The 16,610-nt window shown below is 31.5% G+C and carries 15 protein-coding genes; 13 read left to right on the top strand and 2 right to left on the bottom strand.

Features of this window, described 5'->3' with window-relative positions; genetic code table 11:
• Positions 1-4: 4 nt before the first annotated feature.
• Both NYQ10_RS16060 and NYQ10_RS16065 read left to right on the top strand, forming a co-directional pair.
• Positions 5-901, top strand: coding sequence for a LysR family transcriptional regulator (locus NYQ10_RS16060; protein ID WP_289877249.1), 897 nt, complete (start codon positions 5-7; stop codon positions 899-901).
• A gap of 75 nt (positions 902-976) precedes the next feature.
• The gene (locus NYQ10_RS16065) at positions 977-1,954 is read left to right on the top strand and encodes a YeiH family protein (RefSeq protein WP_289877250.1); all 978 of its coding nucleotides are present in this window, start codon (positions 977-979) and stop codon (positions 1,952-1,954) included.
• A gap of 2 nt (positions 1,955-1,956) precedes the next feature.
• Here the strand turns inward: NYQ10_RS16065 and NYQ10_RS16070 are convergent, their stop codons facing one another.
• On the bottom strand, positions 1,957-2,757 hold the full coding sequence (locus tag NYQ10_RS16070) for a hypothetical protein (RefSeq protein WP_289877251.1): 801 nt from the start codon (positions 2,755-2,757) through the stop codon (positions 1,957-1,959).
• Between the two features lie 325 nt (positions 2,758-3,082).
• On the opposite strand from NYQ10_RS16070, the gene NYQ10_RS16075 reads away from it, so the two are divergent.
• Positions 3,083-4,081, top strand: a complete 999-nt coding sequence (locus NYQ10_RS16075; RefSeq protein ID WP_289877252.1) for a zinc dependent phospholipase C family protein — start codon at positions 3,083-3,085, stop codon at positions 4,079-4,081.
• A 133-nt stretch (positions 4,082-4,214) separates the two neighbouring features.
• On the opposite strand, the gene NYQ10_RS16080 is transcribed toward NYQ10_RS16075, so the two are convergent.
• Positions 4,215-6,356: an LTA synthase family protein gene (locus tag NYQ10_RS16080; RefSeq protein WP_289877253.1), complete on the bottom strand. Its 2,142-nt coding sequence runs from the start codon at positions 6,354-6,356 to the stop codon at positions 4,215-4,217.
• A 191-nt stretch (positions 6,357-6,547) separates the two neighbouring features.
• Here NYQ10_RS16080 and NYQ10_RS16085 point away from each other — a divergent pair, with 191 nt between their 5' ends.
• The 10 genes from NYQ10_RS16085 (at position 6,548) to hisIE (ending at position 16,544) form a co-directional block, all read left to right on the top strand.
• Positions 6,548-7,210, top strand: a complete 663-nt coding sequence (locus NYQ10_RS16085) for a response regulator transcription factor (protein ID WP_289877254.1) — start codon at positions 6,548-6,550, stop codon at positions 7,208-7,210.
• Positions 7,211-7,213: 3 nt separating this feature from the next.
• On the top strand, positions 7,214-8,614 hold the full coding sequence (locus NYQ10_RS16090; protein ID WP_289877255.1) for a sensor histidine kinase: 1,401 nt from the start codon (positions 7,214-7,216) through the stop codon (positions 8,612-8,614).
• 312 nt (positions 8,615-8,926) lie between these two features.
• Entirely contained in the window at positions 8,927-9,784 is an 858-nt protein-coding gene (gene hisG, locus NYQ10_RS16095) for an ATP phosphoribosyltransferase (RefSeq protein ID WP_223705863.1), read from the top strand.
• A gap of 205 nt (positions 9,785-9,989) precedes the next feature.
• Complete coding sequence (gene hisD / locus NYQ10_RS16100) at positions 9,990-11,273, top strand: histidinol dehydrogenase (RefSeq protein ID WP_289877256.1); 1,284 nt, start codon at positions 9,990-9,992, stop codon at positions 11,271-11,273.
• 91 nt (positions 11,274-11,364) lie between these two features.
• The gene (gene hisC, locus NYQ10_RS16105; RefSeq protein WP_289877257.1) at positions 11,365-12,411 is read left to right on the top strand and encodes a histidinol-phosphate transaminase; all 1,047 of its coding nucleotides are present in this window, start codon (positions 11,365-11,367) and stop codon (positions 12,409-12,411) included.
• 54 nt (positions 12,412-12,465) lie between these two features.
• Positions 12,466-13,602: a bifunctional histidinol-phosphatase/imidazoleglycerol-phosphate dehydratase HisB gene (gene hisB / locus NYQ10_RS16110; protein ID WP_289877258.1), complete on the top strand. Its 1,137-nt coding sequence runs from the start codon at positions 12,466-12,468 to the stop codon at positions 13,600-13,602.
• 68 nt (positions 13,603-13,670) lie between these two features.
• Entirely contained in the window at positions 13,671-14,264 is a 594-nt protein-coding gene (hisH, locus tag NYQ10_RS16115) for an imidazole glycerol phosphate synthase subunit HisH (protein ID WP_289877259.1), read from the top strand.
• A gap of 84 nt (positions 14,265-14,348) precedes the next feature.
• Positions 14,349-15,074 (top strand): 1-(5-phosphoribosyl)-5-[(5-phosphoribosylamino)methylideneamino]imidazole-4-carboxamide isomerase, encoded by a 726-nt coding sequence (gene hisA, locus NYQ10_RS16120; protein ID WP_289877260.1) that lies wholly within the window; start codon positions 14,349-14,351, stop codon positions 15,072-15,074.
• 73 nt (positions 15,075-15,147) lie between these two features.
• The gene (gene hisF / locus NYQ10_RS16125; protein WP_289877261.1) at positions 15,148-15,903 is read left to right on the top strand and encodes an imidazole glycerol phosphate synthase subunit HisF; all 756 of its coding nucleotides are present in this window, start codon (positions 15,148-15,150) and stop codon (positions 15,901-15,903) included.
• Positions 15,904-15,947: 44 nt separating this feature from the next.
• The gene (gene hisIE / locus NYQ10_RS16130; RefSeq protein WP_289877262.1) at positions 15,948-16,544 is read left to right on the top strand and encodes a bifunctional phosphoribosyl-AMP cyclohydrolase/phosphoribosyl-ATP diphosphatase HisIE; all 597 of its coding nucleotides are present in this window, start codon (positions 15,948-15,950) and stop codon (positions 16,542-16,544) included.
• The last annotated feature ends 66 nt before the right edge of the window (positions 16,545-16,610 follow it).

Genomic DNA, 16,610 nt, shown 5'->3' on the forward strand with positions numbered 1-16,610 from the left:
ACAAATGGACTTCAGGCTAAAAGTTTTCTACACCGTTGCGCTCCGCCTTAATTTTACTAAAGCGGCAACAGAATTGTATGTTACACAGCCGGCGGTTTCTAAACATATTCACGAGTTAGAAGAAACTTATAAAACCAAACTTTTTGAGCGAAACGGTTCTAAAATCGCTTTGACTCCAGCAGGAAAAATTCTTTTAAAATATACCAAAAGTATTTTTGATCTTTATCGTGAAATAGATTTTGAAATGAGTTCTTTCAACAAAGAACGCCAAGGTTTATTGAGATTGGGAGCGAGTACAACGATTTCACAATATATTATTTCTCCAGTTTTGGCGAATTTTCATCAAAAGCAAAAAGACATAAAAGTCAATTTGCTGAATGGAAATACAGAACAAATCGAAAATGCTTTAATCAACAAAGAAATCGAAATCGGAATTGTTGAAGGACAATCTAAGAATCAGTCGATAAAATATATTCCGTTTTTAAAAGACGAGTTGGTTTTGGTTTGCAACAGTAAAAATCCTTTCGTAAACCAAAATGAAATTTCATTAAACGATTTAAAATCAATGAAATTCATCACACGAGAACGCGGATCTGGAACACTTGAAGTTATAGAATTTGCATTAAAAAAAGCTGGATTAAAATTTTCAGATTTACAAATCGAAATGCAATTAGGAAGTACAGAAAGTATAAAATCTTATTTACTTAATTCTGATTGTTTTGCGTTTATGTCAATTCACGCTGTAAGTAAGGAATTGAAAAATAACGAATTAATTGTTTTAGATGTGGAAAGTTTATCAATTGAAAGATCTTTCTATATTATAACTTTACAAGGAAAATCTGATTCATTGTCAGAACTTTTTATTCAAAATATAGCAAGTCATTATAACTTGAAGTTATAGTCAATTGTAAATTACGATTGGCGTTTTCAATATAAACGATGGAACTTTGCAGGGTAAATATCAATTACCTTTATTTTGAAAACAAAACAACATTCAGCATCACAATTATTCGAAATTAACCATTACTTGCAGCAAGCACTTTTTTTGGCTGTAATTCTGTTAAGTATGTTTTCAATTATTTCACCTCCGATAGCATTATTATTGGGAGTTGTACTTGTGAACGTTTTTGGAAACCCTTTTGCTGAATTTAATAGCAAAGCCATCACATTTTTATTGCAGTTTTCTGTTGTTGGTTTAGGATTTGGCATGAATGCAAATAGTGCAATATCAGCAGGAAAAGAAGGTTTTGTTCTGACAATTTGCTCTATTTTCAGCACTTTAATCTTTGGTTTCCTATTAGGAAAATGGTTGAAAACTGATAAAAAAACATCACATTTAATTTCTTGCGGAACAGCAATTTGCGGAGGAAGCGCCATTGCGGCAATTTCGCCAGTTATCAAATCAAATGAAAATCAGACTTCTATTGCTTTAGGAGTGATTTTTATATTGAATTCTATTGCTTTGTTTGTTTTTCCGTTCATCGGACATCAATTAGATTTATCTCAAAAAGATTTTGGTTTGTGGTGCGCCATTGCCATTCACGATACAAGTTCGGTTGTTGGAGCAGCAAACAAATACGGTGCTGAAGCTTTACAAGTTGCAACAACTGTAAAATTGGCAAGAGCTTTATGGATTATCCCAATTTCAATTTTGACAATTTTTCTTTTTAAAAATAAATCCCGAAGCGTCGGGACAAAAATAAAAATTCCATATTTTATTGGTTTGTTTATTTTGGCAATGCTTTTAAATACCTATTTTCCATCAACAGCCATTTTTTCAGCACATCTTGTAGGTATTGCTAAAATCGGATTAACGATTACGCTTTTTTTAATTGGAGCAACTTTAAATTTTACAACTTTAAAAGAAGTAGGAGTAAAGCCTTTATTGCAAGGCGTTTTACTTTGGATATTTATTGCTGTTTTTGCTTTATTATCAATTCTTTATCTAAGCTAAAACTATTTTACGTTAGAAAATTTTACAATTGGTTTATCGACTATTTTATAGAATTTTCCTTTGAATGAATAACGTCTTTCAATTTCAAAATCAAATGATTTTTTGGTTTTTGCCATTGTTGAAATTTCTTCAGGAAACTCAACGTCAAATTCATCTTCACCTCTTGCTTTTATATTATAAGTTCCTTTTGTGGTAATAATGATGTCTCTAAAATGTTTCTTAGAATTATCATTGACAACTTTATAAGATCCTGACCAAGAAATAAATGAAGAGTTAGTTAATTGATAATTATTGACCTCAAGAATAGGCTGATATTTTCCGCCAAAACCAGCAACGAGATAAAGATAACCTTCGTAAGCGCCACCTGCGCCACCATTTGCATGTATTAAAGTAAAAGCAAACTGATCTTCGCCAATTTCTATCAATTTTGGAGTCGGACATTGTGCAAAAGCTCCAAATGCAGCAACTGCTGGCTGAAACGATCTCATTTCCCAAACATTATTATTTTTTGCAAATTTTGCCAATCCTAATAAACCTCCAGAAAAACGACCTGTTTGCAATCCGTCTTCATCATTAACAGAATGGTTAAAAGCCAAAATTTTAAATTGATTTCCTTTAGAATCTGCGTAATCAATCGTAGCACGAAGTCTAGTTGCAACACCGTTTGTGTAAGGAAATAATTGATCGCCTTCAACACCATTTACATCAAGGAAAGGCAATGGTTTGCATGATTTACATTTCCAGCTTATAAAAGTATTTTTATCTGAAAGATGATATAAATTGCCAGGAAATAGCTTTTGCAATGTTTTTTCACTATTTAATGGATCGGAAACTTTGAGAATTCTTTTTGGGTTTAATATAGTATCGCTGACGTTTTTAAGTTGTAAATCAGTTTCTTGTGCAAAAGAGAGAGCAGAAATTAGTAGAAATAAGTTTAAAATAAATTGGCGCATAAAATGGTGTCATTTAATAAAAACAAATGTATGAAGAAAATTATTGTTAATTTAAACTTATGCTACTTTCAGGAATCAAAAAACGTAAAATGTTAAATTAATACAATCTTAATAACAGTATTTTTTGCGTATTCTTTAATTAAAGCTAAATTTGCTCCCTCTAATAAAAAAACAAATGAAAAAAATCCAAATGAGACCAAAATTAATCGCTTTCGGAGCTTTGATTATTGGCTTTATTATGCTTTCATGGGGAAATGTTGGCCATGAGCGTATTAACAAAGCTGCTGTAATGGCTTTACCAAAACAATTACAGATATTTTTTTACAATCACATTGATTTTATCACGCAAGAAGCTTCGGTTCCAGATATCCGCAAGTATGCTTTAAATTATAAAGAAGAAGGTCCGAGACATTATTTTGATATGGAAAATTTTGGTCCTGCTGATACTTATCCACAAACTTTAGAAGAGGCAAAACAAAAATACGACGCTAAATTTTTAAGCGATAACGGAATTTTGCCTTGGTATATCGAAGACATGATGGCAAAGCTTACTAAAGCTTTTAAAGAAAAAAACAGAGCTGAAATTTTATTTCTTTCTGCAGATCTAGGACATTATATTGGTGATGCGCATATGCCATTGCACACTTCAAAAAATCATGATGGACAACTAACAGATCAAAAGGGAATTCACTCTTTATGGGAAAGCAGATTACCAGAATTATTCGTTAAAAACTATAAATTAAATGTTCCTGAGGCGCAATATTATGGAGATGTTCATAAAGCAATTTGGGACATGATTAATGACACTCACACCTTAGCGCAGCCTTTATTGGATATCGACAAAAAACTTAGAACTGCAACTCCTGAAAACAAAGTATTTGAAATGGATGCAGAAGGAAAAGTCGTTAAAACAAAATACAATACTGCTAAATTTACAGATGAATATGCTGGAAAATTACACGCAGAATTAAACGGAATGGTTGAAAGTCAAATGAAAAAAGCTATTGCTGCAACAGCAAGTTTTTGGTACACAGCGTGGGTAAATGCAGGAAAACCAGATTTAAGCGATTTAGATTCTCCAGCTGTTACACAAAGAAATTTCCAATTTTTGCAAGAAGATTTAAAAGCATATCAAAAAGGAAACTTATTTGGAATGAAGAATCAAAACGACTAAAATTTTGTTTCAAGTTTTCAAGTTTCAGGTTTCAGGTTTCAGGTTAATTTTGAAACTAAAAAAAGCCTCAAAATCATTAAGATTTTGAGGCTTTTTCTATTCTTTCTCAAATCTGGATTTTAATCCGGTTCTATTAACGAAGTTTCGCGTATAACTTAGCATTTTTGGTTGTCAAACTTAAATCTTTAAGTTGATATTCTTTTTCTTTTAGTACATAAGAAGCTGATTGATAATAAGAAATAGTTTCATTTATTAGATCTTTGTTTTCAGCTTTCAACGGAATTTCGTTGTAATGAATTTGATATTCAGGAGAAAGATTGGCATCGGGTTTTAATTCTAATTGAAATTGTTTGATTTGCTGTTTCGGAGATAAGATCGTCAAAACATTATCTTTTATCAATCCTAAATCCTGATAAGTTGCAATAAAAGCTCTTGGTTTATAATCTGATTCAAAAATATCATGACCAAAAAACTTACTTTGATAATCAAAATTTAATAATCCGAATAAAGTTGGCATAATATCAATCTGCGACATTAATTTATTGCATTTTTCAGGTTTAGAAGTCGGATCGTAAATTAAAGCTGGAATTCGATATTTATCTAATGGAAGTTCTGTTTTTCCTGCACTTGAGGCGCAATGATCTGCAACAATTACAAATACAGTATTATTGAACCAAGATTGTTTTTTGGCTTGATTAAAGAATTGGCGCAAAGCATAATCAGTATATTTTACGCCGCCGTCACGAGATTTAATGTCACCAGGAATATCGATTTTATTGTTAGGATAAGTAAAAGGTCTGTGGTTGCTAACCGTCATTATATGATTGAAAAAAGGCTTATTTTGCTTCGCTTCAACGTTCATAATTTTGATTGCTTTGTTGTACATGTCTTCATCACAAACTCCCCAAACATTAGAAAATGTAATTTCATTTGGTTTAAAACTTGATTTGTCTATAATTTGATAACCGTTTCCAGAATAAAAGTCCTGCATGTTGTCAAAAAAAGCATCTCCGCCGTACATAAATTTCACATTGTAACCTTTTTTTAGAAAAACAGATCCTGTAGAAAATTTATTTTTATTGTCTTCTCTTTTTACAACACTTTCACCAGCAGTTGGAGGCAAACACAAAGTAACCGCTTCTAGTCCGCGAACGGTACGGTTTCCGGCAGCATATACATTGGTAAACAACAAACTTTTTTGTGCTAAACTATCCAGAAATGGCGTAATATTTTCTTTGTTTCCATACATTTTCATGAAATCTGCACTTAAACTTTCAACTGTAATTAGAATTACATTTTTTCGTTTTTCGATAGAATCATCTTTTATTTCACGTAAAGTGTTTTGACCAGAAATCGCGGGTAATTGCTGTTTTAAAAGTGCAAAAGCTTCGTTGTTTGGGATTGTTTTGTAAAATTTAAAATAATCCAATTTGTTATTTTGAAAAGCCAAATAGAATTTATAAATACCGTTTGCCTGCAATTCATTCACAAAAATATTTTTTGAATTTTCTGTTTTCGCTAATGAAGGAATTGCAAATATTGAAATTAAAAGTAATGCGCCATAAATTGCTGTGATTTTTAGCTTTTCTCCAATTGTTGGAATTTCTTCAATATAGTTTTTTGATTTTTTTATAATGAAAAAAGTAATAATTCCAGTAATGATAAATAATGCAGAAAAGATTGGAATAACAGGATAAGATTGCATTATATTACCAATAACTTCGTTTGTGTAAATCAGGTAATTAACAGCAATAAAGTTATATTTTACTCCAAATTCATTCCAAAAGAAAAACTCACTTATAGCATTTTGAAGAATCAATAAAACATACAAAAAGATTACAAAAGCAAAAAGCCAAAATCTAATTTTATCTCGTTTTTTTGGAACAAAAAGTAAAATAGAAAATAAAAATGTTTTGATTGAAATGAAGATTAGTACAATTTTTGGTAAAGCGCCTCCATATTCATCAAAAATACTTTTTCCTGATGCAACATAAATTAAAAGACCAATAAAACCAGATAAAATTAAATATCCGTAAGGTTTATTGTACTTAGAGTTAGAAATAAAAATTAGATACAACCATAAAAAAGAAGCAGAAACAATAAATACAAAAAGGTCTGAAATTAAACCTAAACCAAAGATTTTCAAACTTTCAGAAAAAGTAAATGAACTTTGAGTTATCGGGTGAAATAAAAGAACTATTCGAAGGACGAAACTTACAATAAAGTACAATAGGGCTAGATTGTAAAATGGTGAAAGTTTTTTGAAAAGATTCATCGGATTTATTTTTTTACAAAATTAAATTCGAATGATTAACTTGAGATTAAGTTCAACTTTAACCTTACTTAACGTTAACTTAAAGTTTGCTTAAGATGCTGATTTTCTTATTGTATTCAATTAAATCATTTTTTCTGCGCATTAAATGTTTTATCTTTGAAAAATAAATGTGAATCTAAATCTATACATAAATGCATATTTTAATAGTTGAAGACGAATTAGGAATTGTTCAGTTTTTAAAGCAAGGTCTGCAAGAAGAAGGTTATCAAGTTACGACCGCAAATGATGGTTCTAAAGGTTTTGAACTGGTTCAAGAACAGAAATTTGATTTGATTCTTTTAGATTGGATGCTTCCAAAAATAAATGGATTGGATTTGTGTAAAGCCATTCGAATTAAAGATCAAACTACGCCGATTATTTTTTTGACAGCAAAAGATACCGTTCAGGAAACAATTGAAGGCTTGAAAGCTGGCGCAAACGACTATATCAAAAAGCCTTTTAGTTTTGAAGAACTTGTAGAACGCATAAAAGTTCATTTTAGAAATAAAATCAAAACTGAAATTCTAACGTTGGGAACAATTAAGATTGATTTGTCTAAACATATTGTTTTAAAAGACGAAGAAGAAATTTCGTTGACCCAAAGAGAATTTGAATTGTTAACTTATTTGATTCAAAATAAAGGAAAAGTATGCACTAGAAATCAGATTTTGAGAGATGTTTGGGAAATTAATTTCGAATACGATACCGGCGTAATTGATGTTTTTATGAATGCTATTCGTAAAAAACTGAATCTTAAAATTGAAGAAGATTATATTAAAACTATCCGCGGCATTGGTTATATCGCCAATGATTAACAAATGACATCACTATCTTTTAAAAACCGAATTGCCTTAAACTATATTGTCGGAACCGGACTTCTGGTTTTGGCTGTTTTTTCGGCTATTTATTTCATTGTAAAACTTACTGTTTACAATCATATTGACGAAAATTTAAGAATCGAAATTGAAGATCACTTAAAAGAAATTAGAATTGAAAAAAAGGTGATAGTCTTTATGGATGCTGAAGAATGGGAGGAAAGAGAGCACAATTCTGTAGATGTAAATCCTGTTTTTGTTCAGTTTTTAGATTTGAATAAAAAAATCATTGAAAAGTCTCCCAATTTAAAAAATGAAAAGTTGGTTTTTCATGAAAATAAAGAACATTTTCAGCTTTTTGACACCAAATTATTAGGCAATAAAATTCGTCAGATTCAAGTTCCGCTTCACATAAAATCAAAGAAAATAGGATATTTGATTATTGCGATGTCGCTTTCAGATTCTTCTAAAGTTTTAGAAAATTTGTTGGATACTTTGATGATTACTTTTCCGATTATTCTTTTGATACTGTTCTTTCTGGCTCGATTTTATGCGGGAAGAAGTATAAAACCAATAAATGATATTATTTATACTTCTAAAATTATTACGAAAGATAATTTAAAATCGAGAATTCCGCTTCCGAAAACGCGAGATGAATTGTTTACGCTTTCTAAGACAATTAATAACCTTTTGAATCGGATTGAAGACGCAATCGAACGTGAAAAACAATTCACTTCTGATGCTTCTCACGAACTTAGAACTCCTTTAACTGTTATTAAAGGCACACTTGAAGTATTGATTCGTAAAACACGTGATAGTAAGGAATATGAAGAAAAAATTAATTATTGCATAAATGAAGTTGACCATTTAAATTCTCTTGTAGATCAATTGCTTTTAATGGCGCGTTTTGAAAATCAGAAACAAAATATAAAGAAAGAAAATGTTTATTTGAATGCAGCAATTTTAGACGTTTTGACATTAAATGCTGAGAAAATTAAAGCGAAAAAAGTCAATGTTGAATTAGAAGCAAAAGAAGAATTTAGTATTTATTCAGACAATTATTTAACGGTTACAATTCTTCGAAATATAATCTCAAACGCGGTTAAATATTCTAATGATAAAACGAAAATTAATATTTCTTTGGCAAGAGAAAAAGATAAGATTGTTTGCATTGTATCTGATCAGGGAATTGGAATTGCTAAAAAAGATTTAGAATCAATTTTAAATCCGTTTTTTAGATCTGACTCTTTAAATCATTCTGAAATTAAAGGAACTGGTTTGGGGTTATTTATTGTAAAAAGAATGACAGATTTGCTTCAAATTAAATTTAAAATAGAAAGTGAAATAGGAAAAGGAACCAAAGTTTTACTGGTTTTTGATGAATATGATAATTCGTTAAAGTAATTTCAAAATCATTGCTATTTAAGCGGCTCAAAACGTTTTTTAACAATAAACTATCGTTAAGTTAAAATAAAAATTGCTTTTTAATTAATTTATCTATTATATTTGCAACCGAATCAAAGAAGTAAAAAACAAAACAAAATCATGATTTCAATTCAATTACATCATCATCATTTACATTATTGCTCTCAAGCGATGTGTTAATGGTATGTGTGTAAATCATCATATTTTAAAACCCGTTTGAGTACATCAAACGGGTTTTTTAATTCTAACTCTCTTTGTACTCAAACTATAAACCAACAAACAACTAAAAAAATGAGTACTTTAAAAATTGCAATTCAAAAATCAGGTCGTTTAAACGAAGACAGCATTCAAATCTTAAAAGATTGCGGTATTTCAATCAACAACGGAATCGACCAATTAAAAGCCGAAGCTTCAAATTTTCCTTTAGAAGTTTTATACTTAAGAAATTCAGATATTCCACAATATTTAATTGATGGAGTTGTAGATTTAGCAATCGTTGGCGATAATCTTTTGGTAGAAAAAGGAAAAGGAATCGAAGTGGTTCAGAAATTAGGATTTTCGAAATGTAAAGTTTCTGTAGCTGTTCCTAAAACTTTCGAATATAATTCGGTTCAAGATTTAGCCGGTTTACGTGTTGCGACTTCTTATCCAAATACCGTTAATGAATTTTTTGGTAAATTTGGATTGACCGTAGATATTCACCAAATCTCTGGTTCTGTAGAAATTGCACCAAATATTGGTCTTGCCGATGCCATTGTAGATATCGTTTCTAGCGGAAGCACTTTATTCAAGAATAATTTAAAAGAAGTTGAAGTAATTCTGAAAAGCGAAGCAGTTTTGGCAGTTTCTCCAAAAGTTTCTCCAGAAATTCAAAAACACATTGATACTTTAAAATTCAGAATTCAAGCTGTTTTAAGAGCTAGAAATTCAAAATATATTTTAATGAACGTTCCGAACGACAAAATCGATGCCGTTGGAAAGATCCTTCCAGTTCTTAGAAGTTTAACGGTTTTGCCATTAGCACAAGAAGGTTGGAGCAGCGTTCACTCTGTAATCGACAAAGATACTTTCTGGGATGTAATCGATCAATTGAAAGAAGTTGGTGCAGAAGGAATTCTAGTTTGTCCAATTGAGAAAATGGTTCTTTAGGGCTTCGCCCGCTTTAGGCTGTAAGCAATAAGCTTTAAGCTATAAAAGTAAAAATATTAAATTCCAATTCTCGACAAAGCTTTGCGAACTTAATAACTTTTCAAGATAAAGAACAGAAAAAAAACTTGCGAACTTTGCGGTAAAAAAAAACACAACGTTAATAAAGCCTAAAGCCTACTGCTTAAAGCTTAAAGCAAAAAAAACAATGAATAAAATAGATAATCCAAAACCAGAAACCTGGTCAGAAATATTAAAAAGACCAACTCAAACTATTGATGATATTGAGGTTACGGTAAAAGAAATCTTCAGAGAAGTACAAAAAAAAGGAGATGAAGCGGTAGCAAAATACACTTCTATTTTTGACGGAATTTCTCAAGATAATTATGAAGTTTCTTTAGAAGAAATAAACGAAGCGATTGGGTTGATTCCAAATGAATTAAAACAAGCAATTCAGTTAGCGAAAGACAATATTTATAAATTTCACAGAGCACAGAAAACAGATCGAGTTGAAGTAGAAACAATCGAAGGTGTTAATTGCTGGCAAGAAAAAAGACCAATTCAAAAAATTGGTTTATACATTCCGGGCGGAACTGCTCCCTTGTTTTCTACGGTTTTAATGTTGGCTGTTCCTGCTGAAATTGCTGGTTGTAAAGAAATTGTATTGTGTTCTCCGCCAGATAAAAAAGGAAAAATTAATCCCGCTATTTTATACGCGGCAAATTTATGCGGTGTAACAAAAATCTTAAAAGTTGGCGGAATTCAAGCTATTGCTGGAATGACTTTCGGAACACAATCTATTCCGAAAGTATATAAAATCTTCGGACCTGGAAATCAATTTGTAACGGTAGCAAAACAATTAGCAACGCAATTTGGCGTTGCGATTGATATGCCTGCTGGACCTTCAGAATTATTAATTGTGGCAGATGATACAGCAATTCCAGCTTTCGTTGCCTCAGATTTGCTTTCTCAAGCAGAACACGGAACAGATAGTCAGGTAATTTTGGTTTCAACTTCTAGAAAATTAATCAACGAAGTAGAACAAGAAATTCAATCACAATTAGAAGTTTTGCCTAGAAAAGCTATTGCAGAAAAAACAATTGAAAGTTCGAAGTTGATTTTGGTTGAAAACGATCAGATTGCTTTAGATTTAATTAATGAATATGGTCCAGAACACTTTATAATCTGTTCAGAATATGATGATTTCTATTGCAACGGAATCGTAAATGCGGGTTCAGTTTTCATTGGAAATTACACTCCAGAAAGTGCAGGAGATTATGCTTCTGGAACCAATCATACGCTGCCAACAAATGGTTATGCAAAAAATTACAGCGGTGTAAATCTGGATAGTTTTATGAAATCAATGACTTTTCAAAAAATCTCTAAAAAAGGAATTCAAAATATCGGAAAAGCAATTGAATTAATGGCTGAAGCCGAAGGTTTACAAGCTCATAAAAATGCCGTTACGTTGAGATTGAAGAGTTTGGAATAAAAGACAAAGAGAGAAGAAAGAGACAAGAACCAAGATTTTATAAAGTCTTTCTTCTTGATTCTTGTTTCTTTCTTCTTAAAAAAATAAAAAAATGAAATTCGATATAAATATAATAACAAGAGAAAACGTAAAATCTTTAAAACCGTATTCTTCTGCAAGAGATGAGTTTGAAGATTTTGATACAGCCGAAATGATTTTTTTGGATGCGAATGAAAATCCGTTTCAGAATGGAGTAAATCGTTATCCAGATCCGCAGCAGAATTCTGTTAAAGCAATTTTGGCCAAAAATAATTTAACAAAACAAAGCCAGATTTTATTAGGGAATGGAAGTGATGAAGTTTTAGACTTGTTTTTTAGGGCTTTTTGTGAGCCTAATAAAGATAATATTATTTCATTACCGCCAACTTATGGAATGTATGGCGTTTTGGCGAATATTAATGCTGTTGAAAATAGAGAAATTTTACTATCAACAGACTTTCAGCCACAAGTAGAAAAGATTTTAGAAGCGGTTGATCAGAATACAAAAATTATCTTTTTATGTTCACCAAATAACCCAACAGGAAATTCTTTTTCAGATGAAAGCGTGGTGAAACTGCTTCAAAACTTTAAAGGTTTAGTTGTAATTGATGAAGCTTATATTGATTTTTCTGAGAAAGAAAGCTGGCTGGTAGAAATTGATGCTTATCCAAATTTAGTGATTACACAAACTCTTTCTAAAGCGTATGGTTTGGCTGGAATTCGTTTGGGAATTTGTTATGCTTCAGAAGCTGTTATTTCGGTTTTAAATAAAATAAAACCGCCTTATAATGTTAATGAATTAACGCAGCAAAGAGCAAAAGAAAGATTAAAAGATTCTGAAAAAATAAAACAAGAAATAGCTTCAATTATTGAACAAAGAGAAGAATTACTTAAAGTTTTACTTGAAGTTAGTTTTGTAGAAAAAGTGTATCCGACAGAAGCCAATTTTATTCTTGCAAAAGTGGATGATGCTAATAAAAGATACAATCAATTAATCGAAAAAGGAATTGTAATTCGCAACAGAACGACGCAACCTTTATGCGAAAATTGTCTTCGTTTTACAATTGGAACAAAAGAAGAAAATGCGATTGTAATCAGAGAATTGAAATTATTGAAATAACACAACAAGACCTAACAGGTTTAAAAAAACTGTTAGGTCTGAAACAATACAAAAATGAAAAAAGTACTTTTTATCGATCGTGACGGAACGATTGTTTTAGAACCAGAAAATTATCAATTAGACAGTTTAGATAAACTAGAATTTTACCCAAAAGCGTTTCAATATTTGGCTAAAATTGCTAATGAGTTAGATTACGAATTAGCAATGGTAACCAATCAAGACGGATTAGGAACCGATAGTTTTCCTGAAGATACGTTTTGGCCAACACAAAATTTTATTCTAAAAGCTTTTGAAAATGAAGGAGTTGTTTTCGATGAAATTTTTGTAGACAGAACTTTTCCAGAAGAAAATGCACCGACACGCAAACCTAGAACAGGAATGTTGACAAAATATTTGAATAATCCAGAATATGATTTAGATAATTCTTTTGTTTTAGGTGATCGTTTGACGGATGTTGAATTGGCGAAAAATCTTGGAGCAAAAGCTATTTTTATGAATAATAGTGATGGAGCGGGAAGTAATGAAATTTCAGCAAAACGCGAAGAATTAGACGAAACAATTGTTTTACAATCTATGGATTGGAAGACAATTTATGAGTTTTTGAAATTAGAAGCACGTTCAGCATCGATTACTCGTAAAACAAATGAAACCGATATTTATATCAATTTAAATCTTGATGGAACAGGAAAAAGCAAAATCGATACTGGAATTGCCTTTTTCGATCATATGTTAGATCAAATTTCACGTCATGGTCAAATGGACTTAGAAATCCTTGTAAAAGGCGATTTAGAGGTTGATGAACATCATACAATTGAAGATACAGCAATTGCATTAGGAGAAGTTTTCGCGAAAGCGTTAGGAACTAAATTAGGAATAGAACGTTACGGATTCTGTCTTCCAATGGACGATTGTTTGGCACAAGCAGCTATTGACTTTGGAGGAAGAAACTGGCTGATTTGGGAAACAGAATTTAAACGTGAAATGGTAGGGAAAATGCCAACTGAAATGTTTTATCATTTTTTCAAGTCATTCACAGACGGTGCAAAAGCGAACTTAAATATCAAAGCAGAAGGAATTAACGAACATCACAAAATTGAGGCAATCTTTAAAGCTTTCGCGAAAGCGATAAAAGTAGCCGTAAAAAGAGATACAGAAAAAATGATTTTGCCTTCGACGAAAGGAATGTTGTAAAACGCTATAAGCTATAGGCAATAGGCAATAAGCCTAAAGCTTACGGCTTAAAGCTTAAAGCTTTTTTAATGAAAATAGTAATTATAAATTACGGAGCAGGAAATATTCAGAGCATTATGTTTGCTATTGAAAGACTAGGATTTAAAGCCGTTTTGAGTAATGATCGCGAAGAAATAAAATCGGCAGATAAAGTGATTTTTCCTGGCGTAGGCGAGGCGAGTTCGGCAATGATAAAACTTCGTGAAAGTGGTTTGGATAGCTTAATTCCTGAATTGAAACAGCCAGTTTTGGGAATTTGTCTCGGAATGCAATTGATGTGCAATAAAACTGAAGAAGGAAATACAGAAGGTTTAGGAATTTTTGATGTTGATGTTTTGAAATTTTCAAACAACGTAAAAGTGCCGCAAATGGGGTGGAATCAGATTTATGATTTAAAAACCGATTTATTTAAAGATATTTCTGAAAATGAGTTTATGTATTTAGTTCATAGTTTTTACGCGCCAAATTGCGATGAAGCCATTGCTACAACGAATTATGATGTTGAATATGCGTCAGCTTTGCAAAAAGATAATTTTTATGGAACTCAATTTCACCCAGAAAAAAGCGGTGATGTTGGGGAAAAGATTCTTGGAAACTTTTTAAAATTGAATTCCATTATTTAAATTCCAAAATTAAAAATCAATAAAACATTAATCGATTTTGGAGAATCAAAAATCTATAATCGTTAATCTAAAATCTAAAATTAAATGCGAATAATACCAGCCATAGATATAATTGAAGGAAAATGCGTTCGTTTGTCCAAAGGTGATTATGACACCAAAATAATTTACAATGAAAATCCGCTTGAAGTAGCAAAATCATTTGAAGCGCATGGAATTGAATATTTACATTTAGTAGACTTAGACGGCGCAAAATCAAGTAAAATAGTCAATTATAAAATCTTAGAACAAATAGCAACACAAACGAGCTTGAAAATTGATTTTGGCGGTGGATTAAAATCGGATGATGATTTAAGAATCGCTTTTGAAAGCGGTGCAAATCAAATTACTGGCGGAAGTATCGCTGTAAAAAATAGAGCAATTTTCGAAAAATGGATTTCAGAATATGGTTCAGAAAAAATCATTTTAGGTGCTGATGCAAAAGATGAAAAAATTGCAGTTTCTGGATGGTTAGAAGATTCAAATGAAGATTTAATTCCGTTTATAAAAGATTATATGAAAAAAGGAATTGAATATGTAATTTGTACTGATATTGCTAAAGATGGAATGCTTCAAGGTCCAAGTTTTGATTTATACAGCAAAATTTTAGCAGAAGCTAAAGGAATAAAATTAATCGCTTCTGGAGGAATTTCGACTTTCGACGAATTACCAAAATTGGCCGAATTAGGTTGCGAAGGAACAATTATCGGAAAAGCAATTTACGAAGGCAGAATTACTTTGAAACAGTTAGAAAACTATATAATTGATTTATAGTTGTTAGTTGTCGGTTGATAGTTTATAGTATTAACCAGCAACAATCAACCAATAACCAACAACCAAATTAAAAATGTTAGCAAAAAGAATAATACCTTGCTTAGATATAAAAAACGGAAGAACCGTAAAAGGCGTTAATTTCGTTGACTTGCGTGACGCTGGAGATCCTGTGGAATTAGCTGAAATATATTCTGCTGAAGGGGCAGATGAATTGGTTTTTCTGGATATTTCTGCAACAGAAGAAAGACGTAAAACGCTTGTAAATATGGTGAGAAGCGTGGCAGAGAAAATCAATATTCCGTTTACGGTTGGTGGTGGAATTTCATCTGTTGAAGATGTTGATATTCTGTTAAATAACGGAGCGGATAAAGTTTCGATCAATTCATCGGCAGTTAAAAATCCACAATTGATTAATGATTTGGCACAGAAATTTGGAAGTCAATGTGTTGTCGTTGCAATCGATGCCAAACAAATTGACAGACAATGGATTGTGCATTTAGTTGGAGGAAAAGTACCAACTGAATTGAATTTATTCGATTGGGCTGTAGAGGTGGCTGAACGAGGTGCGGGAGAAATTCTATTTACTTCGATGGATAACGACGGAACAAAAAATGGTTTTGCAAATGAAGCTTTGGCGAAACTTTCAGAATTGGTAAATATTCCGATTATTGCTTCTGGTGGAGCTGGAAATATTCAGCATTTCGTAGATTCGTTTAAAAAAGGAAAAGCCGATGCCGCTTTAGCAGCGAGTGTTTTTCACTTTAAAGAAATCGAAATAAAAGCTTTAAAACAAGAATTAAGAAATAATAATATAGAAGTTCGATTATAGTTTTGACTTTAAGACTTTGGACTTTACAACTTTAGACTAAAATTATGGAAATCGATATCAAAAGCGCACACGGATTAATTCCGGCTATAATTCAGGATTCAGAAACTAAAAATGTTTTGATGCTGGGTTATATGAACGAAGAATCGCTTCAAAAAACAATAGAAACACAGAAAGTAACATTTTTCAGCCGTTCAAAGCAAAGACTTTGGACAAAAGGCGAGGAGAGTGGCAATTTTTTGAATTTAGTAAGTATTAAAAATGACTGCGACGGCGACACGCTTTTGATTCAAGCAAAACCTGTTGGACCAACTTGTCACACTGGTGCCGACACTTGCTGGCAAGAACCAAACGATGCTAATTATGGTTTTATTTCTCATTTAGAAAATACAATCAAAACAAGAAGAGAAAATGCTGATTCTGAAAAGAGTTATGTTGCTTCTTTATTCGAAAAAGGAATCAATAAAATTGCTCAAAAAGTAGGAGAGGAAGCTGTAGAAGTGGTTATTGAAGCAAAAGATGATAATGATGATTTGTTTCTTAGCGAAAGCGCAGATTTATTATTTCATTACTTAATTCTGCTACAAGCAAAAGGTTATGAATTAAATGATGTTGTTCAAGTTTTGAAGAAACGTCAGAAGTAAAATATTTTGTTTCAGGTTTCAAGTTTCAGGTCACTCCATAGAACTTGAAACTTGAAACCTGAAACA

It is taken from the genome of Flavobacterium johnsoniae (genome assembly GCF_030388325.1).
Taxonomy (GTDB): domain Bacteria; phylum Bacteroidota; class Bacteroidia; order Flavobacteriales; family Flavobacteriaceae; genus Flavobacterium; species Flavobacterium johnsoniae_C.

Bases quoted from the DNA above. Each gene is read 5' to 3' on its own strand.
- NYQ10_RS16060 (WP_289877249.1), top strand. From the start codon at position 5: ATGGACTTCAGGCTAAAAGTTTTCTACACCGTTGCGCTCCGCCTTAAT.
- NYQ10_RS16085 (WP_289877254.1), top strand. From the start codon at position 6,548: ATGCATATTTTAATAGTTGAAGACGAATTAGGAATTGTTCAGTTTTTA.
- NYQ10_RS16080 (WP_289877253.1), bottom strand. From the start codon at position 6,356: ATGAATCTTTTCAAAAAACTTTCACCATTTTACAATCTAGCCCTATTG.
- NYQ10_RS16090 (WP_289877255.1), top strand. From the start codon at position 7,214: ATGACATCACTATCTTTTAAAAACCGAATTGCCTTAAACTATATTGTC.
- hisH (WP_289877259.1), top strand. From the start codon at position 13,671: ATGAAAATAGTAATTATAAATTACGGAGCAGGAAATATTCAGAGCATT.
- hisB (WP_289877258.1), top strand. From the start codon at position 12,466: ATGAAAAAAGTACTTTTTATCGATCGTGACGGAACGATTGTTTTAGAA.
- hisIE (WP_289877262.1), top strand. From the start codon at position 15,948: ATGGAAATCGATATCAAAAGCGCACACGGATTAATTCCGGCTATAATT.
- hisG (WP_223705863.1), top strand. From the start codon at position 8,927: ATGAGTACTTTAAAAATTGCAATTCAAAAATCAGGTCGTTTAAACGAA.
- hisA (WP_289877260.1), top strand. From the start codon at position 14,349: ATGCGAATAATACCAGCCATAGATATAATTGAAGGAAAATGCGTTCGT.
- NYQ10_RS16075 (WP_289877252.1), top strand. From the start codon at position 3,083: ATGAAAAAAATCCAAATGAGACCAAAATTAATCGCTTTCGGAGCTTTG.
- hisF (WP_289877261.1), top strand. From the start codon at position 15,148: ATGTTAGCAAAAAGAATAATACCTTGCTTAGATATAAAAAACGGAAGA.
- hisC (WP_289877257.1), top strand. From the start codon at position 11,365: ATGAAATTCGATATAAATATAATAACAAGAGAAAACGTAAAATCTTTA.
- hisD (WP_289877256.1), top strand. From the start codon at position 9,990: ATGAATAAAATAGATAATCCAAAACCAGAAACCTGGTCAGAAATATTA.